The sequence below is a fragment of the Acinetobacter sp. YH01007 genome (assembly GCF_013420425.1).
Lineage (GTDB): Bacteria > Pseudomonadota > Gammaproteobacteria > Pseudomonadales > Moraxellaceae > Acinetobacter > Acinetobacter towneri.
This window is the reverse complement of record NZ_VOYC01000003.1, coordinates 46,554-66,443: the sequence shown is the minus strand read 5'-3', so window position 1 is coordinate 66,443 and position 19,890 is coordinate 46,554. Positions and strand designations below refer to the sequence as shown.

General features: G+C 42.6%; 20 protein-coding genes. 11 read left to right on the top strand and 9 right to left on the bottom strand.

The genetic code is table 11. The annotated features are described in order from the left end of the window. The first annotated feature begins 35 nt into the window (after positions 1 to 35). Both FTT74_RS01680 and FTT74_RS01675 read left to right on the top strand, forming a co-directional pair. Positions 36 to 944 (top strand): DMT family transporter, encoded by a 909-nt coding sequence (locus FTT74_RS01680; RefSeq protein WP_096902690.1) that lies wholly within the window; start codon positions 36 to 38, stop codon positions 942 to 944. A 247-nt stretch (positions 945 to 1,191) separates the two neighbouring features. Then, entirely contained in the window at positions 1,192 to 2,244 is a 1,053-nt protein-coding gene (locus tag FTT74_RS01675) for an MBL fold metallo-hydrolase (protein ID WP_179988469.1), read from the top strand. A 163-nt stretch (positions 2,245 to 2,407) separates the two neighbouring features. Here FTT74_RS01675 and FTT74_RS01670 read toward each other — a convergent pair whose 3' ends face one another. Beyond that, positions 2,408 to 3,928 (bottom strand): catalase, encoded by a 1,521-nt coding sequence (locus FTT74_RS01670; RefSeq protein WP_096902685.1) that lies wholly within the window; start codon positions 3,926 to 3,928, stop codon positions 2,408 to 2,410. 268 nt (positions 3,929 to 4,196) lie between these two features. Beyond that, positions 4,197 to 4,829 carry a TetR/AcrR family transcriptional regulator gene (locus FTT74_RS01665; RefSeq protein ID WP_131261060.1) on the bottom strand — a complete coding sequence of 211 codons (633 nt, stop codon included), beginning with the start codon at positions 4,827 to 4,829 and terminating at the stop codon, positions 4,197 to 4,199. Positions 4,830 to 4,910: 81 nt separating this feature from the next. On the opposite strand from FTT74_RS01665, the gene FTT74_RS01660 reads away from it, so the two are divergent. Further along, entirely contained in the window at positions 4,911 to 6,563 is a 1,653-nt protein-coding gene (locus FTT74_RS01660; protein WP_179988468.1) for an acyl-CoA dehydrogenase family protein, read from the top strand. Between the two features lie 135 nt (positions 6,564 to 6,698). Here the strand turns inward: FTT74_RS01660 and FTT74_RS01655 are convergent, their stop codons facing one another. Beyond that, a complete protein-coding gene (locus FTT74_RS01655; RefSeq protein WP_004976080.1) occupies positions 6,699 to 7,190 on the bottom strand; it encodes a macro domain-containing protein in 492 nt (163 codons plus the stop codon). Between the two features lie 442 nt (positions 7,191 to 7,632). Between FTT74_RS01655 and FTT74_RS01650 the strand changes: the two genes are divergently transcribed. Next, complete coding sequence (locus FTT74_RS01650) at positions 7,633 to 7,824, top strand: hypothetical protein (protein ID WP_004976081.1); 192 nt, start codon at positions 7,633 to 7,635, stop codon at positions 7,822 to 7,824. Between the two features lie 15 nt (positions 7,825 to 7,839). Here the strand turns inward: FTT74_RS01650 and ptsP are convergent, their stop codons facing one another. Then, positions 7,840 to 10,137 (bottom strand): phosphoenolpyruvate--protein phosphotransferase, encoded by a 2,298-nt coding sequence (gene ptsP / locus FTT74_RS01645; protein ID WP_167845752.1) that lies wholly within the window; start codon positions 10,135 to 10,137, stop codon positions 7,840 to 7,842. A gap of 99 nt (positions 10,138 to 10,236) precedes the next feature. Continuing rightward, complete coding sequence (locus FTT74_RS01640; RefSeq protein WP_004976084.1) at positions 10,237 to 10,719, bottom strand: RNA pyrophosphohydrolase; 483 nt, start codon at positions 10,717 to 10,719, stop codon at positions 10,237 to 10,239. 183 nt (positions 10,720 to 10,902) lie between these two features. On the opposite strand from FTT74_RS01640, the gene FTT74_RS01635 reads away from it, so the two are divergent. Both FTT74_RS01635 and FTT74_RS01630 read left to right on the top strand, forming a co-directional pair. Next, positions 10,903 to 11,553, top strand: coding sequence for an HAD family phosphatase (locus FTT74_RS01635; RefSeq protein WP_070155338.1), 651 nt, complete (start codon positions 10,903 to 10,905; stop codon positions 11,551 to 11,553). Positions 11,554 to 11,706: 153 nt separating this feature from the next. Beyond that, a complete protein-coding gene (locus FTT74_RS01630) occupies positions 11,707 to 11,952 on the top strand; it encodes a DUF2789 family protein (RefSeq protein ID WP_136144729.1) in 246 nt (81 codons plus the stop codon). Positions 11,953 to 12,100: 148 nt separating this feature from the next. On the opposite strand, the gene FTT74_RS01625 is transcribed toward FTT74_RS01630, so the two are convergent. Both FTT74_RS01625 and FTT74_RS01620 read right to left on the bottom strand, forming a co-directional pair. Then, positions 12,101 to 12,961 carry a LysR family transcriptional regulator gene (locus tag FTT74_RS01625; protein ID WP_167845754.1) on the bottom strand — a complete coding sequence of 287 codons (861 nt, stop codon included), beginning with the start codon at positions 12,959 to 12,961 and terminating at the stop codon, positions 12,101 to 12,103. A gap of 236 nt (positions 12,962 to 13,197) precedes the next feature. Then, positions 13,198 to 13,434 carry a DUF2061 domain-containing protein gene (locus tag FTT74_RS01620; RefSeq protein WP_104853015.1) on the bottom strand — a complete coding sequence of 79 codons (237 nt, stop codon included), beginning with the start codon at positions 13,432 to 13,434 and terminating at the stop codon, positions 13,198 to 13,200. 325 nt (positions 13,435 to 13,759) lie between these two features. On the opposite strand from FTT74_RS01620, the gene leuC reads away from it, so the two are divergent. The 4 genes from leuC to leuB all read left to right on the top strand — a co-directional run bounded on the left by leuC (position 13,760) and on the right by leuB (position 17,741). Continuing rightward, entirely contained in the window at positions 13,760 to 15,208 is a 1,449-nt protein-coding gene (gene leuC / locus FTT74_RS01615; RefSeq protein ID WP_179988467.1) for a 3-isopropylmalate dehydratase large subunit, read from the top strand. 97 nt (positions 15,209 to 15,305) lie between these two features. Further along, entirely contained in the window at positions 15,306 to 15,956 is a 651-nt protein-coding gene (gene leuD, locus FTT74_RS01610; RefSeq protein ID WP_004976094.1) for a 3-isopropylmalate dehydratase small subunit, read from the top strand. A gap of 102 nt (positions 15,957 to 16,058) precedes the next feature. Next, positions 16,059 to 16,622: a hypothetical protein gene (locus FTT74_RS01605; protein ID WP_179988466.1), complete on the top strand. Its 564-nt coding sequence runs from the start codon at positions 16,059 to 16,061 to the stop codon at positions 16,620 to 16,622. Positions 16,623 to 16,661: 39 nt separating this feature from the next. Continuing rightward, positions 16,662 to 17,741 carry a 3-isopropylmalate dehydrogenase gene (gene leuB, locus FTT74_RS01600; RefSeq protein WP_004976098.1) on the top strand — a complete coding sequence of 360 codons (1,080 nt, stop codon included), beginning with the start codon at positions 16,662 to 16,664 and terminating at the stop codon, positions 17,739 to 17,741. Positions 17,742 to 17,855: 114 nt separating this feature from the next. Here leuB and FTT74_RS01595 read toward each other — a convergent pair whose 3' ends face one another. Further along, on the bottom strand, positions 17,856 to 18,263 hold the full coding sequence (locus FTT74_RS01595; RefSeq protein ID WP_004976100.1) for a hypothetical protein: 408 nt from the start codon (positions 18,261 to 18,263) through the stop codon (positions 17,856 to 17,858). Between the two features lie 158 nt (positions 18,264 to 18,421). Next, positions 18,422 to 18,643 (bottom strand): translation initiation factor IF-1, encoded by a 222-nt coding sequence (gene infA, locus FTT74_RS01590; RefSeq protein WP_001284370.1) that lies wholly within the window; start codon positions 18,641 to 18,643, stop codon positions 18,422 to 18,424. Between the two features lie 230 nt (positions 18,644 to 18,873). Between infA and FTT74_RS01585 the strand changes: the two genes are divergently transcribed. Then, complete coding sequence (locus tag FTT74_RS01585; RefSeq protein ID WP_004976104.1) at positions 18,874 to 19,881, top strand: AraC family transcriptional regulator; 1,008 nt, start codon at positions 18,874 to 18,876, stop codon at positions 19,879 to 19,881. The last annotated feature ends 9 nt before the right edge of the window (positions 19,882 to 19,890 follow it).

The following is a 19,890-nucleotide window of genomic DNA, read 5'->3' as shown; positions in this document are numbered from 1 at the left end:
CCGAAGAAAAGTGTCCATTTTATGTTGAGCAAGCGATGAATACGAATACATCTCCTGTTGTGGTAACCGCCAGTATTTATGCCTTATTGGTACTCATCTGGGCGACCACGCCATTGGCGATTGTCTGGAGTGTGCAGGAAATTCATCCAATGTGGGTTTTGATTATCCGCTACTTTGGGGCTTCCGTGATTGCGCTGTGCGTGCTTAAACTCATGCGCGATCCACTGCCTTTTGATCACACCTCAATGAAAAGCTATTTGGCGGGTAGTCTGAATTTAATTGGTGCACAGCTATTTATTTACTTGGCCGCCAATTATTTAACTTCAGGCTTAATGGCACTGATTTTTGGTTTTTCTCCTTTAATCGCAGGCTTGATTGGTCATGTGATTTTACGCACGCAAAAATTGATTGCCTTACAGTGGACAGGGATGGCAATTGCGATTGCAGGACTCAGCTTTGTCTTTGCAGACTCTGCCGACAGCAAAGTGAATCCATGGGGCGTGGTGTTGATGTTTATCAGTATGCTGTCCTATATCAGCTCAATTTTTTGGGTCAAACAAATCAATGCTCCTTTAAAGCCGATGTCACAAGCCACAGGTTCTTTATTGGTATCATCGGCAGGGTCATTGTTATTAATTCCCTTTATTTGGTCGCATTTCCCGACTCAAATGCCAAGCAGCCAAGCCATGATTGGTTTTGTATTTACCATGATCATGTCGTCTATTGTCGCCATGCTGTGTTATTTCTGGCTGATTCGTCGTTTAAATGCCTCAACCGTATCTTTAAGTAATGTGATGACTCCCATCATCGCGTTAATTTTAGGTGCGACCTTAAATAATGAACACATCAGCATGAATGCGTTTATTGGCATTGCCGTGGTGATGTTCGGGATTGTGATGTATTTCTGGAAAGAATGGCGCGAACAATATTTTGCTAAACGCTAAGCCCGCATTGCTATACCCGTGTTTAGGTTTTTCTAAAGCCTCGTTTATCTGAGGTGTAAATTTCCGATCATTAACCCGCTGTCGATACGACTTTTTTCTCAAAACAACAAAAACATAAAGGAAATTGCCTGCTTGATTTCGCTACTATGCGTGATAGAGTCAACACATGAACCAAAGCTGTGTTTTTTTCTGAACAGATCAGGATAAAAAGCATCATGGTAGATGCGCTATATATTATTGGGCTTACATGAACAACGTGGAACAAAAGCATTTTCAACTGCCAACGGAAGCCTGTTGGTCGCATACTTGGCGTAAACCCAAGCTGCAGTTTTTGCCTTCAAATCATTATGATGGAGCGCAGTTTTTTAATCCGATTGCGTGTCCTGAGGGGCGCAGCCAAACTGATTTATTGAAATGGTTGCTAAAACGCAAATCGAACAGTTGGAATGTCAATCCGCAACAAGAAGCACAGCAATTTTTTACAGCGCCAAGTGCTTTGCCACAATTACGTCCACACGCCAGTTTGGATGATTGGCAAGTTTGGTTTGTGGGGCATGCAACGGTGCTGATTCAAATTGGACCGTATAACTTTTTAACCGATCCAGTCTGGGCAGAGCATGCCAGTCCGAAACAGGGGCGAGGGCCTAAACGTGCCTGTCCTGCAGGGATTGCACTGGAAGATTTACCGACCATTCATGCCGTCTTCTTGAGCCATAATCATTATGACCACATGGATTTAGCCACCTTAAAATGGCTGAATCATCAATTTGCCATGCCTATTTATACAGGTTTGGGCAATGCTTGGTATTTACCACCAGACTTGCATGTGATTGAAATGGATTGGTGGCAGTCGGCTTTGTTTAAAGAGTTGAAAATTGTGTACACTCCTGCACAACATGGTTCTGGACGTGGCGCACGCGATCAGAACATGGCGTTATGGGGTGGTTTTTCTATTTTACATGGGCAAGATCATTGCTTCTTTGCGGGTGATACGGGTTATTCGCCACACTTTAAAGAAATTCAAACCCGTATGGGCGCACCACGTGTGGCACTTTTACCTATAGGTTCTTACGAGCCACGGAATCTGATGCGTTATATGCATATGAACCCTGAAGATGCTTTTCAGGCACATAAAGACTTACATTCCAAATGTTCATTGGCCATTCATTACCGCACTTTTGAGCTGACCGATGAAGGGCGTGAGCAACCAGAGGCAGACTTGCATCATGCCATGAAGCGTTCATCTAAATTAATGAATCCGTTTTATTGTATTCGTGAAGGTAAGAAGTTGATTGTTTAATCTTTTAAAAACTTGACCTTAAATAAAAGTGACACGCTACTTTTCACGCTACTGAAAAGTGGCAATGATAGATATAGAACACAAAGCCCCTATCGAAATAGGGGCTTTGTTTTGGTGTTTAAAGTCTTGCTGTTCAGACTGACTTGATCTTTAACTACAAAGATTACAGTACGCCTGGTTGACCAAGTGCAGGGTCGCTAGCACGTGCTGCTTGCGCATCGGCAACGGTCATGCCTAAAGCTGCTGCAACGCCTTCGCCATAAGCAGGGTCACATGCATAACAGTTACGAATATGACGATACTTAATAAAGTCTAAAGCATCACCCATCGCACGTGCCGTGTTATCAAACAGTGCTTGTTTTTGCTCAGGGTTCATTAAATTGAACAAGGCACGCGGCTGGCTAAAATAGTTGCTATCATCTTCACGATAATCCCAGAAATCTGCATCGCCACGAATTTTTAGCGGTGGTTCGCGGTATTGTGGTTGCTCTTGCCATTGATGGAAGCTGTTTGGCTCATAGTGTGGCAAGCTGCCATAGTTGCCATCCATACGACCCTGACCATCACGACGGTTTGAGTGCACAGGGCAGCGTGCAGCATTCACTGGAATTTGTGAATGGTTCACACCAACACGGTAACGTGCAGCATCGGCATAGTTGACCAAACGCGCTTGTAACATGCGATCTGGCGAGTAGCTAATTCCTGGTACAAGGTTGCTTGGTGCAAAGGCAGCCTGTTCAACATCTTGGAAGTAGTTTTCAGGGTTACGGTTCAGTTCAAATTCACCCACTTCAATCAGTGGATAATCACCTTTCGGCCAAACTTTGGTGAGGTCAAATGGGTGATAAGGGACTTTTTCTGCATCCAGTTCAGGCATGATTTGCACGAACAGCGTCCATTTCGGGAAATCACCGCGTTCAATGGCATTGTAAAGGTCAGTCTGGCTGCTTTCACGGTCACGACCAATCAATTCTGCTGCTTCTGCATCGGTCAGGTTTTGAATGCCTTGTTGAGTGCGGAAGTGGAATTTCACCCAGAAACGCTCATTATTGGCATTAATAAAACTATAGGTGTGGCTACCAAAACCATGCATGTGACGATAACCCACAGGAATACCACGATCCGACATCACAATGGTGACTTGGTGCAGTGCTTCTGGCAGCAAAGTCCAGAAATCCCAGTTATTGGTCGCATTACGCAGGTTGGTGCGTGGGTCACGCTTTACCGCTTTATTCAGGTCAGGGAATTGACGTGGGTCGCGGAAAAAGAACACTGGTGTGTTGTTACCGACTAAATCCCAGTTGCCTTCTTCAGTATAGAATTTTAAAGCAAAACCACGAATGTCACGTTCTGCATCGGCAGCGCCACGCTCACCTGCAACGGTAGAGAAACGAGCAAACATTTCAGTTTTTTTGCCAACTTCAGAGAAAATTTTGGCACGGGTATATTGGCTGATGTCGTGCGTGACCGTAAACGTACCAAACGCACCTGAACCTTTGGCATGCATACGACGCTCAGGAATTACTTCACGTACAAAGTTTGCCAACTTTTCATTGAGCCATAAATCTTGAGTAAGGAGTGGGCCACGTGCGCCCGCAGTCATACTATTTTGGTTATCTACAACAGGTGCGCCTGCATCGGTGGTTAAATGCGTTACAGGGCATTTTTTTATCTCTTGGCTCATCGTTGTTCTCCATTATTGTGATCATCATGTGGTGGGCTGTATTAGAAATTTAGCTTCTAAAACAAGCGGCCATGAACCGTTTTGTTTGTTTAAAAAATCAACTACAACACCACAATACCATGCAGATCGGGCTTTGTAGATGAAAGCTTTTCAAATCTCACCATTTTAATGTAAAACGATTTTTATAATTTTACAAATAGATAAATTTATTGTTTATGATTGGTGTATTCGATAGATCTTTGTAAACTAAATAATCAGTTTTGCTGCACTAAATGTCTGAAACTGCTGCTAAAAACGGTTGAATCGCCAATGAAATATCGGTGTGCAAGGCATCCCAATCTTGATAATGTGGATTGATTAATAAACTTTGCGAAATAAAACCATAACTGATGCGATGCAGATTCAAAGCAAGGCGCAGTTGTTGTTCGGCATTGTGTATGACAGGTGCGAAAATCTGTTGCCACATCTGTAGCATCATGCTGTAACTTTTTTGGTAAGTTTCAATGTGTGATACCTGCCGTTCCAGTAAAAAAGTCTGCGCCCAAAGCCATTGTTGTGCCTGAATTTGCTGAAGCTGAAACTGAATGATGGTTGCAATATAGCGGTTTATTTCAACAACTGTGGATAACTCAAGTTGCTGTTGGGCATAACTTTTTAAGTGTTCTGCATGCTGTTTGACTTGCAGGTGAATCGTCAATGCCAGTAAATCTTCTTTCTTGGCAAAGTATTCATAAAAAGTGCCTAAACCGACACCTGCCAAATTAGTAATTTCACGAATGGTAATTTCAGCTGCCGAGCGTTCATGCAAAAGCCGAACAAAACTTTCCTGTAAAGCCTCTTGAGTCAGTTTAGCCCGCGATTGGCGCGGCTTACGGCGCACTTGAACCTCAGAATTTTTCATAAATAAAGCCGAACACCTGAGCACATATTTTTCTCTATACTAAATGCAATGATAGCATCGCGTTTGTCTAGGAGTGACACAATGCAGACATGGATGACCCATCAAATTCAAAATCAGTTTGATGAATTACAAGACTATAACTTATTTGAAACCGATACGGTTTTACAAGAAATTTTAACCCGTTATGGCAGTCAAGATCAGACTCGACTGAGCGAATTGGGACATATTGCAGCATCGGCAGAATATTATCACTATGCCGATTTAGCCAATCGGCATACGCCTATTTTACATGCCTTCGATGCACGTGGACGCCGTAAAGATGTAGTGGAGTTTCATCCCGCATGGCATCACTGGATGGCGCTGAATCGCAAGTTTGACACGCATGCACATCCATTTAAACAACCGCAATCTACGGCAAAATGGGTCGATTGGGCCAGTCGCTTTTATTTGGCGGGACAGGTTGAGTGTGGCAATTTATGTCCAAATTCCATGACTTTAGGCAGTATTCCGCTCATTCAGCGTGAACCTGAATTATGGGCAAGCATGGGCGAAAAACTGTTATCGCATGCATATGACCCGCGTGATGTGCCGATTTCACAAAAGAAATCTATTTGGTTGGGCATGGGCATGACCGAAAAGCAGGGTGGTTCAGATGTACGTGCCAACCAAACGCTTGCCATTCCAGTCGCAGCAACAGGGCGTGGGCAAGCCTATTTGCTCACAGGTCATAAATGGTTTTTCTCTGCACCAATGTGTGATGCACATTTGGTGGTCGCCAATACCGAACAAGATGGTTTGGCTTGTTTCTTTGTACCGCGTTGGTTAGAAGATGGCAGAAAAAATAATATTCAGGTACAGCGTTTAAAAGACAAAGTGGGAAATCGGAGTAACTCCAGTTCTGAAGTCGAATTTCAGCAGGCGTGGGGCATCATGATTGGCGAAGCAGGGCGCGGTATTCCCACCATTATTGAAATGGCGAACTACACTCGTTTAACCTGTGCTGTGGGCAGTAGTGCCATGCTGCGTCAAGCCTTGGTGCAATGCCTTGCCTATACTCGACAACGTCAAGCATTTGGACAGACTTTGGCGAATCAGCCATTAATGCAGGCAGTCTTGGCAGATTTGGCTTTGGAAACTGAAGCTGCGGTACAGCTCAGTTTTCATTTGGCACATTGTTATGAAAGCGATGATGCTGTGTCTTTGGCATGGAAGCGTTTAATGACCCCTGCTGCAAAGTTCTGGATTTGCAAACGCGCGGTGGAACTTACAGGTGAGATGATGGAAGTTTTTGGTGGCAATGGTTATGTCGATAACAGCATCATGGCACGTATTTTCAAAGAAGCACCTGTAAATACCATTTGGGAAGGTTCAGGCAATGTCATGTGTCTGGATGTACTACGCGCTATGCAGCGAGAACCTGAGCTGATTCAGGTGTTATTGCAGGATTTTGCTCGCACTGCCGTTACTCATCCTATTTTGGGCAGTGAATTAGATGGTTTGCAGCAGTTATTGCAGACCACGAACAGCAACGATTTACAATTTATGGCACGTGCTTTGGTGAGCCGTTTGGTGATTTTGGCACAAGCGGTTTTGTTGTTGCGTTATGCGCCAAGTTTTGTGGCAGAAGGTTTTATTCAGTCGCGTTATAGTGCATTGCATGGGCAAGTGGTGGGTATGCTTAAACCTAAACAGGTCGATGTTGCATCCATCTTGCAGCGTGCATTTTCAGCATAGCATCCCTTGCTACTTGATTCTGCACAAAAAATTCACCCGCTTGGTAAAACCAAACGGGTGAATTGAACCGTATATTGCAGTCGAGTCGTGATCAATCACGCTCGCTTGTAGCAAAGCTGATTGCTTCAGCGAAACTTATTTCGCAGGCTCTTCAGCTTTTACACCTTTTTGATATAGAGTGTAGATGTAAATTGGAATATCCAAATCTTCTAAGTGTTTGTAGATGAGTGGACGTACATCTTCCCAATCTAAACCGCCTACACCTGTTGCAAGACGCGGTAACGCCAAGCTTTCAATTTTCTCTTCTTCAATCAACTGTTTTAAGTTTTTCAAAGTGCGGTTGACGTATTCTGTCGATGCTTTACCTGGTTTTGAACCGTTGTCATAAGCCGCTTCCTGAGTCATCAGGTTGACGATGCGTTGACCTTCGGCATTGACCCAAGTCCATTGCTCACCCGCTTTAGGATGGTAAATATGACAATAGTTGCGGAAGTCTTTATATAGCGCAGGCCAGTGCTCACGCAGACTTAAAGCCAAACCTGTTGCAAAGTTATCGTTAGGGGCAACACCGTGAGCAATCGCACGTGCTTCGCTCAGTAAAATATCTCCAGAAACTTCATAAATCATGAATTTGACTCCTGTTTTTAATGGTCTTGTTAAACTGATCTTCTATATTCATATTAGCCAATCATTGCAGTTTTTCTAGTGGATTTTATAACTAATAAGTATTTGAAAAGTAATAAAATTTTTTAGAATTTTATGCTATAATTGTATGGGTAAAGCCGCTGAGTGTTCTTTAAAATAGCCTTCAAAAATAACCGTCAGAAAAATCTGATAAAGTGGCGGCAATAATTTATTTACCCTTCTTTTTATCTTAGCACTATTGAGTGAAAATCGCTTGTAAAATGTACAAAAAAGCGTATGATCGGCTTCCCAATTTAATATGGAACATTGGTGAGAGAATAGTCAGGTTATGCAGAAGCAATTGGCTTGAATTTTCCCTCAACATCTCCATCTAAAAGAGTAGCGACACTGCTCATTTCCATGATCAACCGAAAGGAACAGCGTAATGGCAAAGAAAAAACAGCCTGAGCTTATTCAGCATAACTTTGTGGCCAAGCACATGCACGAGGTCAACAAAAGTCAGGTTTTTGTAGACCGTAAGAAAAATGCCAAACGAGGCTATAGCAAACACAAACAAGGGCGATATTCCGATGATTATCGCCCTTGTTGTTTTTGGAGTGAATGGTGTGTTGCTTGAGGCTTAAACTAAGTTTTATGGAGATACGATACGTGTCGCTAGTTTCACCATATCGCCCAAGCCATGGGTTTTAAAATAATATTCCATCAGACTTTTCACCATCAGCGGATTATTCATTTTTAACGCCTGATCTAATAAATGTTGCGCATCGGTCATCGGTACATGACAAATTGCTTTACGCACCCGCAAGATATTACTTGAACTCATCGACAGGGTATTAAAGCCCATTGCCATCAGAATTACCGCAGACAGCGGATCTCCTGCCATTTCGCCACAAACGCTCACAGGCTTGTCATATTTATGACATTCTTTCACCAAGCGGGTTAAGGCGCGCAGTACTGCAGGATGAAAGTGTGAATAGACGTTGGCCACACGCGGATTGTTACGATCCACTGCCAATAAATACTGGGTTAAATCGTTTGATCCTACCGAGAAAAAATCCACCAACGGGGCAAATTCATCAATTTGCAGCAGCACACTCGGTACTTCTACCATAATGCCAATTTTCGGTTTGGTGATTTTAACCTGTTCTTCTTCCTGCACTGCTTGCAAGTCACGATCTAGCAAATACAAGGCTTCTTCAACCTCGCTGACACTGGTGATCATTGGCAGCAAAATATGCAGATTATTCAAACCAATACTGGCTTTGAGCATGGCACGAATTTGCGAAGAAAAAATTTCAGGATGATCTAGCGTGAAGCGAATCCCGCGCCAACCCAAGGCTGAGTTTTCTTCTTCAATCGAAAAGTACGGCAAGTCCTTGTCTGCGCCAATATCTAGCGTACGCATCACCACAGGTTTGTTGGCAAAGTGACTGAGCTGTTGGCGGTAAATAGCACGCTGTTCTTCTTCGCCCGGGAAACGGTCACGTAGCATAAATGGAATTTCAGAACGATATAAACCAACACCTTTAGCACCGCGTTGTACGCCACGCACTACGTCAATCATCAAGCCTGTATTGACATACAATTTTACCGCTACGCCGTCAGGGGTAATCGCGTCTTTGGTTTCATATTGCTTGAGGTCTTTGGCAATCTGTTCTTCTTCTTTTTGAATTTCTTTATAGCGCGTCCGCATGCGACGTGGCGGGTTGATAAACACCCGACCTTGGTGCGCATCTACAATCATTTCCACATCGTCTAGGCTGTTGATCGGCAATTCAGTTACGCCAACTACGGTTGGAATACCCAAAGCACGTGCCACAATGACCATGTGAGAATTCATTGCGCCTTCGGTGGTAACAATCGCTGCAATTTTATCGACAGGCAGTTCTACCAAAGCTGCTGTGGAAATTTCTTCGCCAATTAAAATACTTTCATCGGTCAGTTCTCGGTGACTGGCATCGGCTTCTTGTAAAGAGGCGAGAATACGACGCCCTAAATCTTTCAGGTCAGAAACACGTTCGCGTAAATAGTCATCTTCCATTTGTGAAAATAGGGCAATGTGATTGTCAATTACAATACGCACTGCACCTTGTGCCCAGTTACCTTCACGAATCAGTTCTTTAATTTCTGCAGGCAGGGCATTTTCATCCAACATGCGTAGGAACACACTGAATAAAGCGCGTTCTTCTGCCATTAAGGCATCCTGCATTTTGTCATCTAGTGCCTGAATTTCTTGACGCACTGCATCTAGTGCGTTGTCTAGTAATTCTAACTCTTCACTAATGTCTTCAGCTTCACGATCAGGCACAGCCGCCAAATCTGCAGGTGGATACAGAATTACCGCACGACCCAGTGCAATCCCGCCCGAACCTGATACGCCCTGAAAGGTTTTGTAGGCAGGCAGGTTGTTGGGTTTGCGGAACACATCAATGTTGCCCACGGCATGCGCATGCGCAATGACACCTGAAAGCTGAGCACAAAGTGTGACTAAAAAGGATTCTGCGGCTTCAGAAAAGTCTTGTTTGTCCTTGTTTTGCACCACAAGAACGCCCATAACTTTACGGCGATACATGACAGGCACGCCAAGGAAAGAATTATAAATTTCCTCGCCTGTTTCGGCCAAATACATGAAGCGTTCGTGTTTAGGTGCGTCGTCTAGGTTGACAATTTCTTCACGTTGTCCGACTAAACCGACCAAACCTTCACTGGTATGTAGAGACACATGCCCCACAGCCTCAGGATTTAAACCCTTTGATGCCATGAGCAAATAGCGTTGATTGCGTTCATCGAGCAGGTAAATAGAGCAGACATCCACATGCATGGCTTCTGCGACCTGATTGACCATAATATCGAGTGATTCATGCAAACTGGTGGACGCATTGATTTCTTGTACAATGCGTCTAAGGGTATCCAGTTGCATGTTCGACATACGCGCTACTCCATATTCCAATCAATGATTTGAGGTCAGTTTTACACCACAGATGACCCTATAACAATAAGCTAAAAAATCTACATCTTCATGCAAATTTTAAGGTTTTTTCAGGGGCAATTGATTGCACAATTCCACCATCGCTTTACGGTAGACGTCACGTTTAAAATTGACGACCTGACCAAGCGGATACCAGTAACTGACCCATTGCCATTGATCAAATTCGGGTGGGTCTGACAAATTCAGCCGAATATGATGCGCTGACGCTGTCAGTTGCAATAAAAACCACTTCTGTTTTTGACCAATACATACTGGGTCTGAATCCGTGCGTATGTACCGATGTGGCAAACGATAACGCAGCCAACCTTTAGTTTGCGCGATAACTTGGACGTGTTCGGGCAGTAAGCCAACTTCTTCTCTCAGCTCACGATAAAGTGCCTGTTCAGGGGTTTCTCCATATTGGATACCTCCTTGCGGAAATTGCCATGCATTGTGACCAATGCGTTTTGCCCATAAAACTTGTCCAAACTCGTTTGCCAAAATGATCCCGACATTGGGTCGGAAACCTTCTGAGTCGATCATTTGGCTACCTAAATATTGTTTAATTTATGACTTTGCACTCGGGGATGATGATTTCTTTTCTCCAACTCGAAAACGCAAAGTGTAAATAATGTTAAAATTGCTATGATCTTAACGAATTTCTATCGACTAGCGGAGATAGATTTACAATTTTTTTCTTAAATTTCAGTTTTTACGAGTATTTTCATGAAATTGGCGCTATTTGATCTCGATCACACCTTGTTAAATACTGATTCAGATCATTCTTGGGGTGAGTTTTTGGTAAGTGAAGGCTTGGTCGATCCTGTTCGCCATCGCGCCATGAACGACAAGTTTTATGAAGACTACAAAGCAGGGCAACTCGACCCAATTGCATATAACGAATTTGTATTTGAGTTTTTAACCCAGCACGACAATCAGTACCTCACAGATTTGCATGAATTATTTATGCAAAAGGTGATTCGTCCACAAATGCGCCCTGAAGGGTTTAAAGCTATTCAGCGTCATCAAGAATTAGGGCATGAATTGGTGGGGATTACAGCAACATCTGACTTTATTACTGCACCTATTTTCCGTGAGTTTGGTATTAGTGAAATTATTGCCACCAATGCCGAAGTGGTCGATGGTAAATATACAGGCAAAGTCATTAATACTGCGTGTTATCAACAAGGCAAGTTGGTGCGTTTGGAGCAATGGCTTGCAGGGCGTGAAGTGACAGAATCTTGGGCATATTCAGACTCGATTAATGATCGTTTCTTGTTGGAATATGCAGATCACGCCATTGCTGTAAATCCTGATGCACGTTTACAGGCTTTGGCTGAAGAGCAAGGTTGGGATGTGCAGGACTGGTCAATTTAAGTCTGAATTTTTTTGAGGTGTTGCTACTCTGGCTTTTACTAGCTTATTGATTTATTTTTGTTTTTATTTATTGCAATGTTGGATTATGTCATTCATTTTTAGAATAGGCATGCTAAGGTAAGACAAGAATTAAAAATGATCAGGAGTGAAAAAATGAGTGGTGTACGCCCAAGAATGACACATTTATTTGAACAACTGGGTTTGGATGCCAGTGAAGCCGCGATTCAGCAATTTATTGAAACGCATCAATTGAATGCGGAAACAACAATTGCCGAGGCAGAATTTTGGACGGAAGCACAGCGTCAGTTTATCGTCGAAAAAATGAAATCGGATGGTTCATGGGCAATTGTGGTAGATCAATTGAATGAATCTTTACATGAAGATTCGGTGAATCGTTAAGAAATAGACCACGCAGCATTTTGAAATGCTGATAAAAATAGCCCTCAAGTGATAAATCACTTGAGGGTATTTTATTGAGTCTAGAAAGTAAGTTTATAGATAAAAAAATTTTGAGCCTTCATTGCTTATATAGCTTCGCTCGTGATGCTTAATGCTTCATCATCTCAATCAATTCTAAAACTGCACGTGATTGTGTCCGGCCAGGGTGCCATACCATACCGAGTTGACGGTTCATTTCTAAATCAATATCTAACTGTTGCAAGTCCTGATTGACCAAAGTTTTGGGTAGAACAGACCAACCCAAACCAATAGACACCAACATCCGAATTGACTCCAACGGGTTGTTGCTCATGGTGACTTTAGGTTTTACCCCTTGCTTTTCAAACTCTGCCAAGGTGATTTGACTGGTATAGGTTTGCGCAGCGGGCAACAAACTTGGGTAGCTAAGTAAGTCGGACAATTGTAGGTTTTTTTGACCTGCTAGAGGATGAAATGGCGCCACGACAAAGACCAAAGGATCATTCCAAATGGTGACATAAGCCAAGCGTTCATCCAGTTTAGGTGGAAGGGTCAGAAAAGCCAGTTCTAAATCTCCCGCCAAAACCTGCTCATGTGCCTGTTCAGAATCGACAAAATGCACATCGAGCGTGACATTGGGAAATTCCTGCACGTATTCTCGTAAATGATTGGGTAAATGGTGCAAACCAATATGGTGACTGGTGCCAATTTTCAGTTTGCCTTGAACTTGCCCTTGTTCATGGCTGAGGGTGTGATGAATATCACCCAATTCGTTCAGCCAGTTTTTAACTTTAGGTAACAATGAATGTGCCGCATGTGTGGCTTGTACGCCACGTCCTGCCGATTCAAACAGCTTTACACCAAAATAATCTTCCAAACTGTGAATGCGTTTGGTCACGGCCGGCTGGGTAATAAACAGTTGATCTGCTGCCAAAGAAATAGAACCCGTTTCCATGACTTTTACAAAAGCTTCGAAGGCTGCAAGATTCATCTGAATTACCTATAAGTATTTTTTATCACTGTGTTTATTATTTAGAAAAAATTAGAATTAATCAAAACAAATTCTACATATTTTGAAACTGTAGGCAGAAACATCCTCAAAGGAGTAGGTTTAAAAAGGGCATAAAAAAAGATCATCGTCGCTTGCGCTACGATGATCTAAGAGGAAGAAATAGAACAGCAGTATTCACTTGAGAGGAGGATAACTAGAGCATAACGATATGTTAACTACGCGATAATGTTGGACTCTTCAGCTTGTGTTTTCTTTTCCCAAATACGTTCGTGAATAAAATAAGCCACCGCTTGAACTGTTGGTTCGACCAAACTTAAGGTAATGGCCATCCAAATATTACCCGTGACCACATAACCAACCACCATTGCTACGGTGATGTGCATAATGTAGTAGCTCAAGGTCTTTTTGAACATGCGTTGATTGTTAGCAACAAATTTTTGAATATGACTCATGTGAATACTCCTGTGCTGCTTTGACATTTCTCTGTGTGATAGCTAAAGGATAATTATTCTTATTTAATTTGTAAAAACGAATATTTTTGTGTTTTTGATTGGGAAATTAGATTTTAGTCTTGATTATTTTTTAGATGAAACGATGTTGATTGAACTTAACCTGAAAACAAAACAGGTTAAACCAATAAAAAATATTTTGCTTGGATGTAAATATTAATTCCTAAAAGTTTTTAAATTAATAAAAATGATAAATTAGATTTATACAAATTCGCGGTTATAATCAAATTAATGAAAAAATTACCCAGTCCAGTGGAGTAGATCTGACATGGCAGGCGAAAACCAACAAGCACAAAATCCAGCTGCAAAAACTTTGTACGACAAATTGTGGGATGATCACTTGGTCACCCAACGTGATGATGGCTCAGCTTTATTGTATATCGACCGTCATTTATTGCATGAAGTGACTTCTCCACAAGCCTTTGAAGGTTTGCAACTTGCAGGACGTAAGCCGTGGCGTTTAAGTGCCAACGTGGCAACGCCTGACCATAACGTACCAACGTCTAAGAAAGAACGTGCAGACGGTATTGCAGGTATTGAAGATGATACCTCACGTATTCAGGTACAAACTTTAGATGACAACTGTAAAACCTTTAACGTGGTGCAGTTTGACATCAACGACATCCGTCAGGGGATTGCGCACGTGGTTGGGCCTGAGCAGGGCTTAACTTTGCCAGGTATGACCGTAGTTTGTGGTGACTCACATACAGCGACTCACGGTGCATTTGGGTGTTTAGCGCATGGTATTGGGACGTCTGAAGTTGAACACGTATTAGCAACCCAATGCTTAGTTCAAAAGAAAATGAAAAACATGCTAGTGCGTGTAGATGGCAAATTAGGTCAAGGTGTTACACCGAAAGATGTCGTTTTAGCGATCATTGGTAAAATTGGTACTGCAGGCGGTACAGGTCACGCGATTGAGTTTGGTGGTCAAGTATTCCGTGATATGTCGATTGAAGGACGTATGACAGTATGTAATATGGCGATTGAAGCAGGCGCGCGCGTAGGTATGGTCGCTGTGGATGACAAAACCATTGAATACGTGAAAGGTCGTAACTATGCACCAAAAGGCGAGCAATGGGATGCAGCAGTTGCTTACTGGAATACTTTACACTCAGATAAAGGCGCGCACTTTGACACCGTAGTGGTATTACAAGGCGAAGAAATTGAGCCGCAAGTGTCTTGGGGAACTTCACCTGAAATGGTCATTCCAGTATCACAAGCCGTACCAACTTTAGAGCAGGCGAAAGATGATGTACAGCGCAATGACTGGACGCGTGCTTATCAATATATGGGCTTAACTGCAGGTCAGTCTTTGGCAGATATTCAATTAGACCGCGTATTTATTGGCTCATGCACCAACTCGCGTATTGAAGATATTCGTGCAGCCGCTGAAGTGATTAAAGGTCGTAAAGTTGCAGCAAGTATTAAACAGGCGATGGTGGTTCCAGGTTCTGGTTTAGTTAAGCAACAAGCGGAACAAGAAGGCTTAGACAAAGTGTTTGTAGAAGCAGGCTTTGAATGGCGTGAACCAGGTTGTTCAATGTGCTTGGCAATGAACGCAGACAAATTGCAACCGGGTGAACACTGTGCATCGACTTCAAACCGTAACTTTGAAGGTCGTCAAGGTAACGGTGGTCGTACCCATTTGGTGAGTCCAGCAATGGCAGCTGCGGCAGCAATCGCAGGTCATTTTGTAGACGTACGTTCATTCTAAGTTATGCCTTCATCCCAGCCTTCTCTCAGAGAGATGGCGTTCCCTCTCGCTATAGCAGAGGGTAAGGGAGAGGTTACGGATTCAGTGAGAATTAAACATGAAAAAATATACCGTTGAACAAGGTATCGTTGCACCATTAGACCGTGCCAATGTCGATACAGACTTAATCATTCCAAAACAGTTTTTGAAATCTATCAAACGCACAGGTTTTGGCGATAACTTATTTGATGAATTGCGTTATTTAGATGAAGGTTATCCGGGGCAGGACAATTCAAAACGTCCGATTAATACTGAGTTTGTATTGAATCAGCCACGTTATCAGGGTGCTTCAATCTTAATTTCACGTGCCAACTTTGGTTGTGGTTCAAGCCGTGAGCATGCGCCTTGGGCGTTGAATGAATATGGTTTCCGTACCGTTATTGCGCCAAGTTTTGCCGACATTTTCTTCAATAACTGCTTTAAAAACGGCATGTTGCCTGTGATCTTGTCTGAAGAGCAGGTCGAGCAATTATTTAAAGAATGTGCGGCGACTGAAGGCTATCAATTAACCATCGACTTAGACGCGCAAGAAGTACGCACACCAAGCGGTACGGCATTTAAATTTGAAGTAGATCCATTCCGTAAGCACTGTTTATTGAATGGTTTGGATGATATTGGCTTAACATTACAAGCAGCCGATGACATTCGTGCTTATGAAGAGAAAACTAAGCAGTCGCGTCCATGGGTTTTTGCCGAAATTCAGGCATAAATTCGCTGAAATTTGTCATAGCATCGCTGCCTAACTCTTGCTAACATCGGCACACAATAATTTTTATATTTTGTATCTAACAGGTGAGGTTGGGCGCGAACAATGACTAAAATTTTCGGTCGGCTTGCTGTCATTGGATTATGTATCACCACGCTAAGCGCATGCCAAACGTGGAATACAGCACGCATTAAACAGGTGAAAGAAACTGAACAAAGCAAATCCAATGCACTGATTTACTGTGCGGGTACAGATGATTGTGAGTTTGAGCGTTTAAATACGGTCACAATTGTCGATGCAGAAAAACATCGTGTTACACGTGCTGCCATTCAGGAGGGTTTAGTGCGTTTACAGGAATCATCCTTAAATAAATCCAAAGCCTTGTATTTATCTGTACCGCCTAAACAACATGAATTGGTGATTCGCTTTTATCCCATTTCTAAAGATCGTGCAGAAAAACTGCATGTAATTCATAAGTTTAATGCCAAGCAAAAATATACCTTTAGAATGTATCGTGATCGAAGTCGTACTAAAGGCAGCTTATTAAATGTGTCTGCGCCAGATCCTTTATGTGTAGATTTGGTGCAAAACAACAAAACCATTCGACGTTTTTGCAAACCCTACAATGTCTTAAATGGCTTGGGTGAGTTTGTAGAACAAAAAATTTAATCCCACAGTCTTTGACTGTCATGAACAATGGAAACTCTCATGTCAAAACATATTTTGATTTTAGCTGGTGACGGCATTGGTCCAGAAATTGTGAAAGCTGCTGAACAAGTGCTGACACGTGTCAATGAAAAATTCAATTTGGGTTTGACTTGGGAACAAGGTTTATTGGGTGGTTCTGCAATTGATGCACATGGCGAACCGTACCCAGCAGTGACATCTGAGCAAGCGAAAAAAGCCGATGCAATTTTATTGGGTGCAGTTGGTGGTCCAAAATGGGACAACATTGAGCGTTCAATCCGTCCAGAGCGTGGCTTATTAAAATTGCGTTCAGAACTCAATTTATTTGCTAACTTACGTCCTGCAATTTTGTATCCACAATTGGCAGATGCTTCAAGCTTAAAACCTGAAATCGTATCAGGCTTAGATATCTTAATCGTGCGTGAATTGACAGGTGGTATCTATTTCGGTCAGCCACGTGGTATCCGTGAATTAGAAAATGGTGAAAAACAAGGTTTTAATACCGACGTATATGCTGAGTCAGAAATCAAACGCATTGCAAAAGTAGCGTTTGAAATGGCGAAATTGCGTGGCGGTAAAGTATGTTCGGTGGATAAAGCCAACGTACTGGAAGTGACTGAATTGTGGAAGCAAACCGTGACTCAGTTACATGCAGAACAGTACCCAGAAATCAACTTGTCGCACATGTATGTCGATAACGCAGCGATGCAATTGGTACGCGCGCCAAAACAATTTGACGTATTGGTGACAGGTAACTTGTTTGGTGACATCTTGTCTGATGAAGCGGCGATGTTGACAGGTTCTATTGGTATGTTGCCATCTGCGTCTTTAGACGAAAATGGCAAAGGTATGTATGAGCCTTGCCATGGTTCAGCGCCAGATATCGCAGGTCAAAACTTGGCAAACCCATTGGCAACCATTCTTTCTGTGGCAATGATGTTACGTTACACCTTCCGCGAAGAAGCGGCAGCAAAAGCCATTGAAGATGCAGTAGGCAATGTATTAGATCAAGGTTTACGTACTGCCGATATTATGTCTGAAGGCATGAATAAAGTTGGTACTGTTGAAATGGGTCAAGCAGTCGTTACGGCACTCAACTAAAAATTTAAGCGATTTAACCTATCGCTTACAGCTCAAAATCAAATCATTAAACGCAGTCTTCGGGCTGCGTTTTTTTATTGGTTTTGTACTTTCAGAGTGTTTTAGCTAGGAGACTTAACAGCGTTGTCCCGAAACATACACTGCGGTAGCAATACCCTGCTGTAGGCGAAAATACAAATCACAAGTCAGTGCAACATCGTAACTTTCATGACTCGGGATACCGATATTTAACGGAACAGCACCAATACCTGTAGTGGGATGCTGCGCCATAGGGATCGGAACACGTACAGGACGAATGATACGGTAATGTAGCAATTGAGGGGTAGCTTGAGCTGTACCAAGCTGTTGATAGCCAATTTGGCTTAATTGCAAATGGGTCAGGATATATTGGCTAGATTGACCAATAAATTGCTGTAAATACGCATCGCGGTTTAAAGTGGAATGCGGTGGATTACTACTACACGCCACTAAACTGAGCGCAAAAAGACCTGTTATACAAGCAACGCAGGATCGAAATAACATGCTTTTTCTCCCTTGCTCAAAACTTTATTGTAGAAGGCAATGCAAGAAAAGAATGTGGTGATTCGATAAGCGGCGGGGACGAATTAAAGGCTAAACAGAATTTTTTTAAGTGAACGTAAAAAAGCCACTCCGAAAGTGGCTTTAGCTTACTCTAAAACTTAGCGTGCGCGGTAAGTGATGCGACCCTTGGTTAAGTCGTAAGGTGTCATTTCAACTTTCACACTGTCGCCTGTTAAAATACGAATATAGTGTTTACGCATTTTACCAGAAATGTGAGCAATCACTTCATGACCGTTTTCTAAACGTACACGAAACATAGTATTAGGAAGCGTTTCGGTGACAACGCCTTCGAACTCGATGAGTTCCTCTTTATTGGCCATAGCCTACCTGAGTATCAAATTGGAAAGGCGCAAATTATAGGCAATTTTTCTGAAAAAAACAAGATGCTTTACCCTATACACAGCGCATCTGTTAGTAAAATAAGCGAATCATCGGTTTATACTTTTTCTGTAAAAATGGGCTTGGGTAGGTTGTCAGTTCGGTCAATCGCAGTTAATCTAATTTCAATCTTTTTAAGTATAAATGAAGTACATACAAGGAAGGTTTTTGCGTGGGTCAGCTAACTGATGCATCGGTTGTATTGCGTTTAGGCTACCAAGCGATTCGTCGTGCGGGGTTGCCAACCGAAGATATTTTAACAAAAGCAGGTGTGGCCTTAAATCAGGTCGAAGCCAATGAACGTACGCCTTTAAATGCACAATATGCGTTTTGGGTTGCGGCTGAGGAAGTCAGTAAAGACCCTGATATTGGTTTACATCTGGGGGAACATTTGCCACTTTATCGCGGGCAGGTGATTGAACATTTGTTTATTTCTTCAGAAAACTTTGGTGAAGGCCTAAAACGTGCTTTGGCTTATCAACGCCTGATTAGTGATGCTTTTGATGCCAAATTGGTGGTGGAAGATGGACGCTGCTATTTAACCAATGGCGTGCAGCCGTGGTCAGAAAATATCGTCAATCGTCATTTTTCTGAATGCGCCATGTCGGGTGTTTTACGCTTCTTTAAATTCATTACCGAAGGTCGTTTTCAGCCTATTTATATTGACTTTAACTTTAGTGATGGTGCTGCAGATGATGAATATTTCCGTGTCTTTGAATGTCCTGTGAGTTTGGGGCAGAAAGAAACGCGTTTGTATTTTGATCCGAGTATTTTGGATTATCCACTGTGGCAGGCAGAACCTGAGTTATTGCAATTACACGAACAGTTGGCATTGGAAAAACTGCAGGAACTGGCGCGTTATGATTTGGTTGGTGAAGTGCGCCGTGCCATTGGTTCGACCTTAGAAAGTGGAGAAACGACACTAGAAACAGTGGCGGCACAATTGAATATCACGCCACGTCGTTTGCGTACCCAATTGAGTGAAGCCAATACCAGTTTTCAGCAAATTCTGTCCGATTATCGATGTCGTTTGGCTAAACGATTATTATCGAATACCAATGAAAGCGTGGAGCGGATTGTGTACTTAACGGGTTTTTCAGAGCCAAGTACTTTTTATCGTGCTTTTAAACGCTGGACCAATGAAACTCCAGTGGAATATAGAAAACGTAAACAGCGTTAAGTTTGAAAA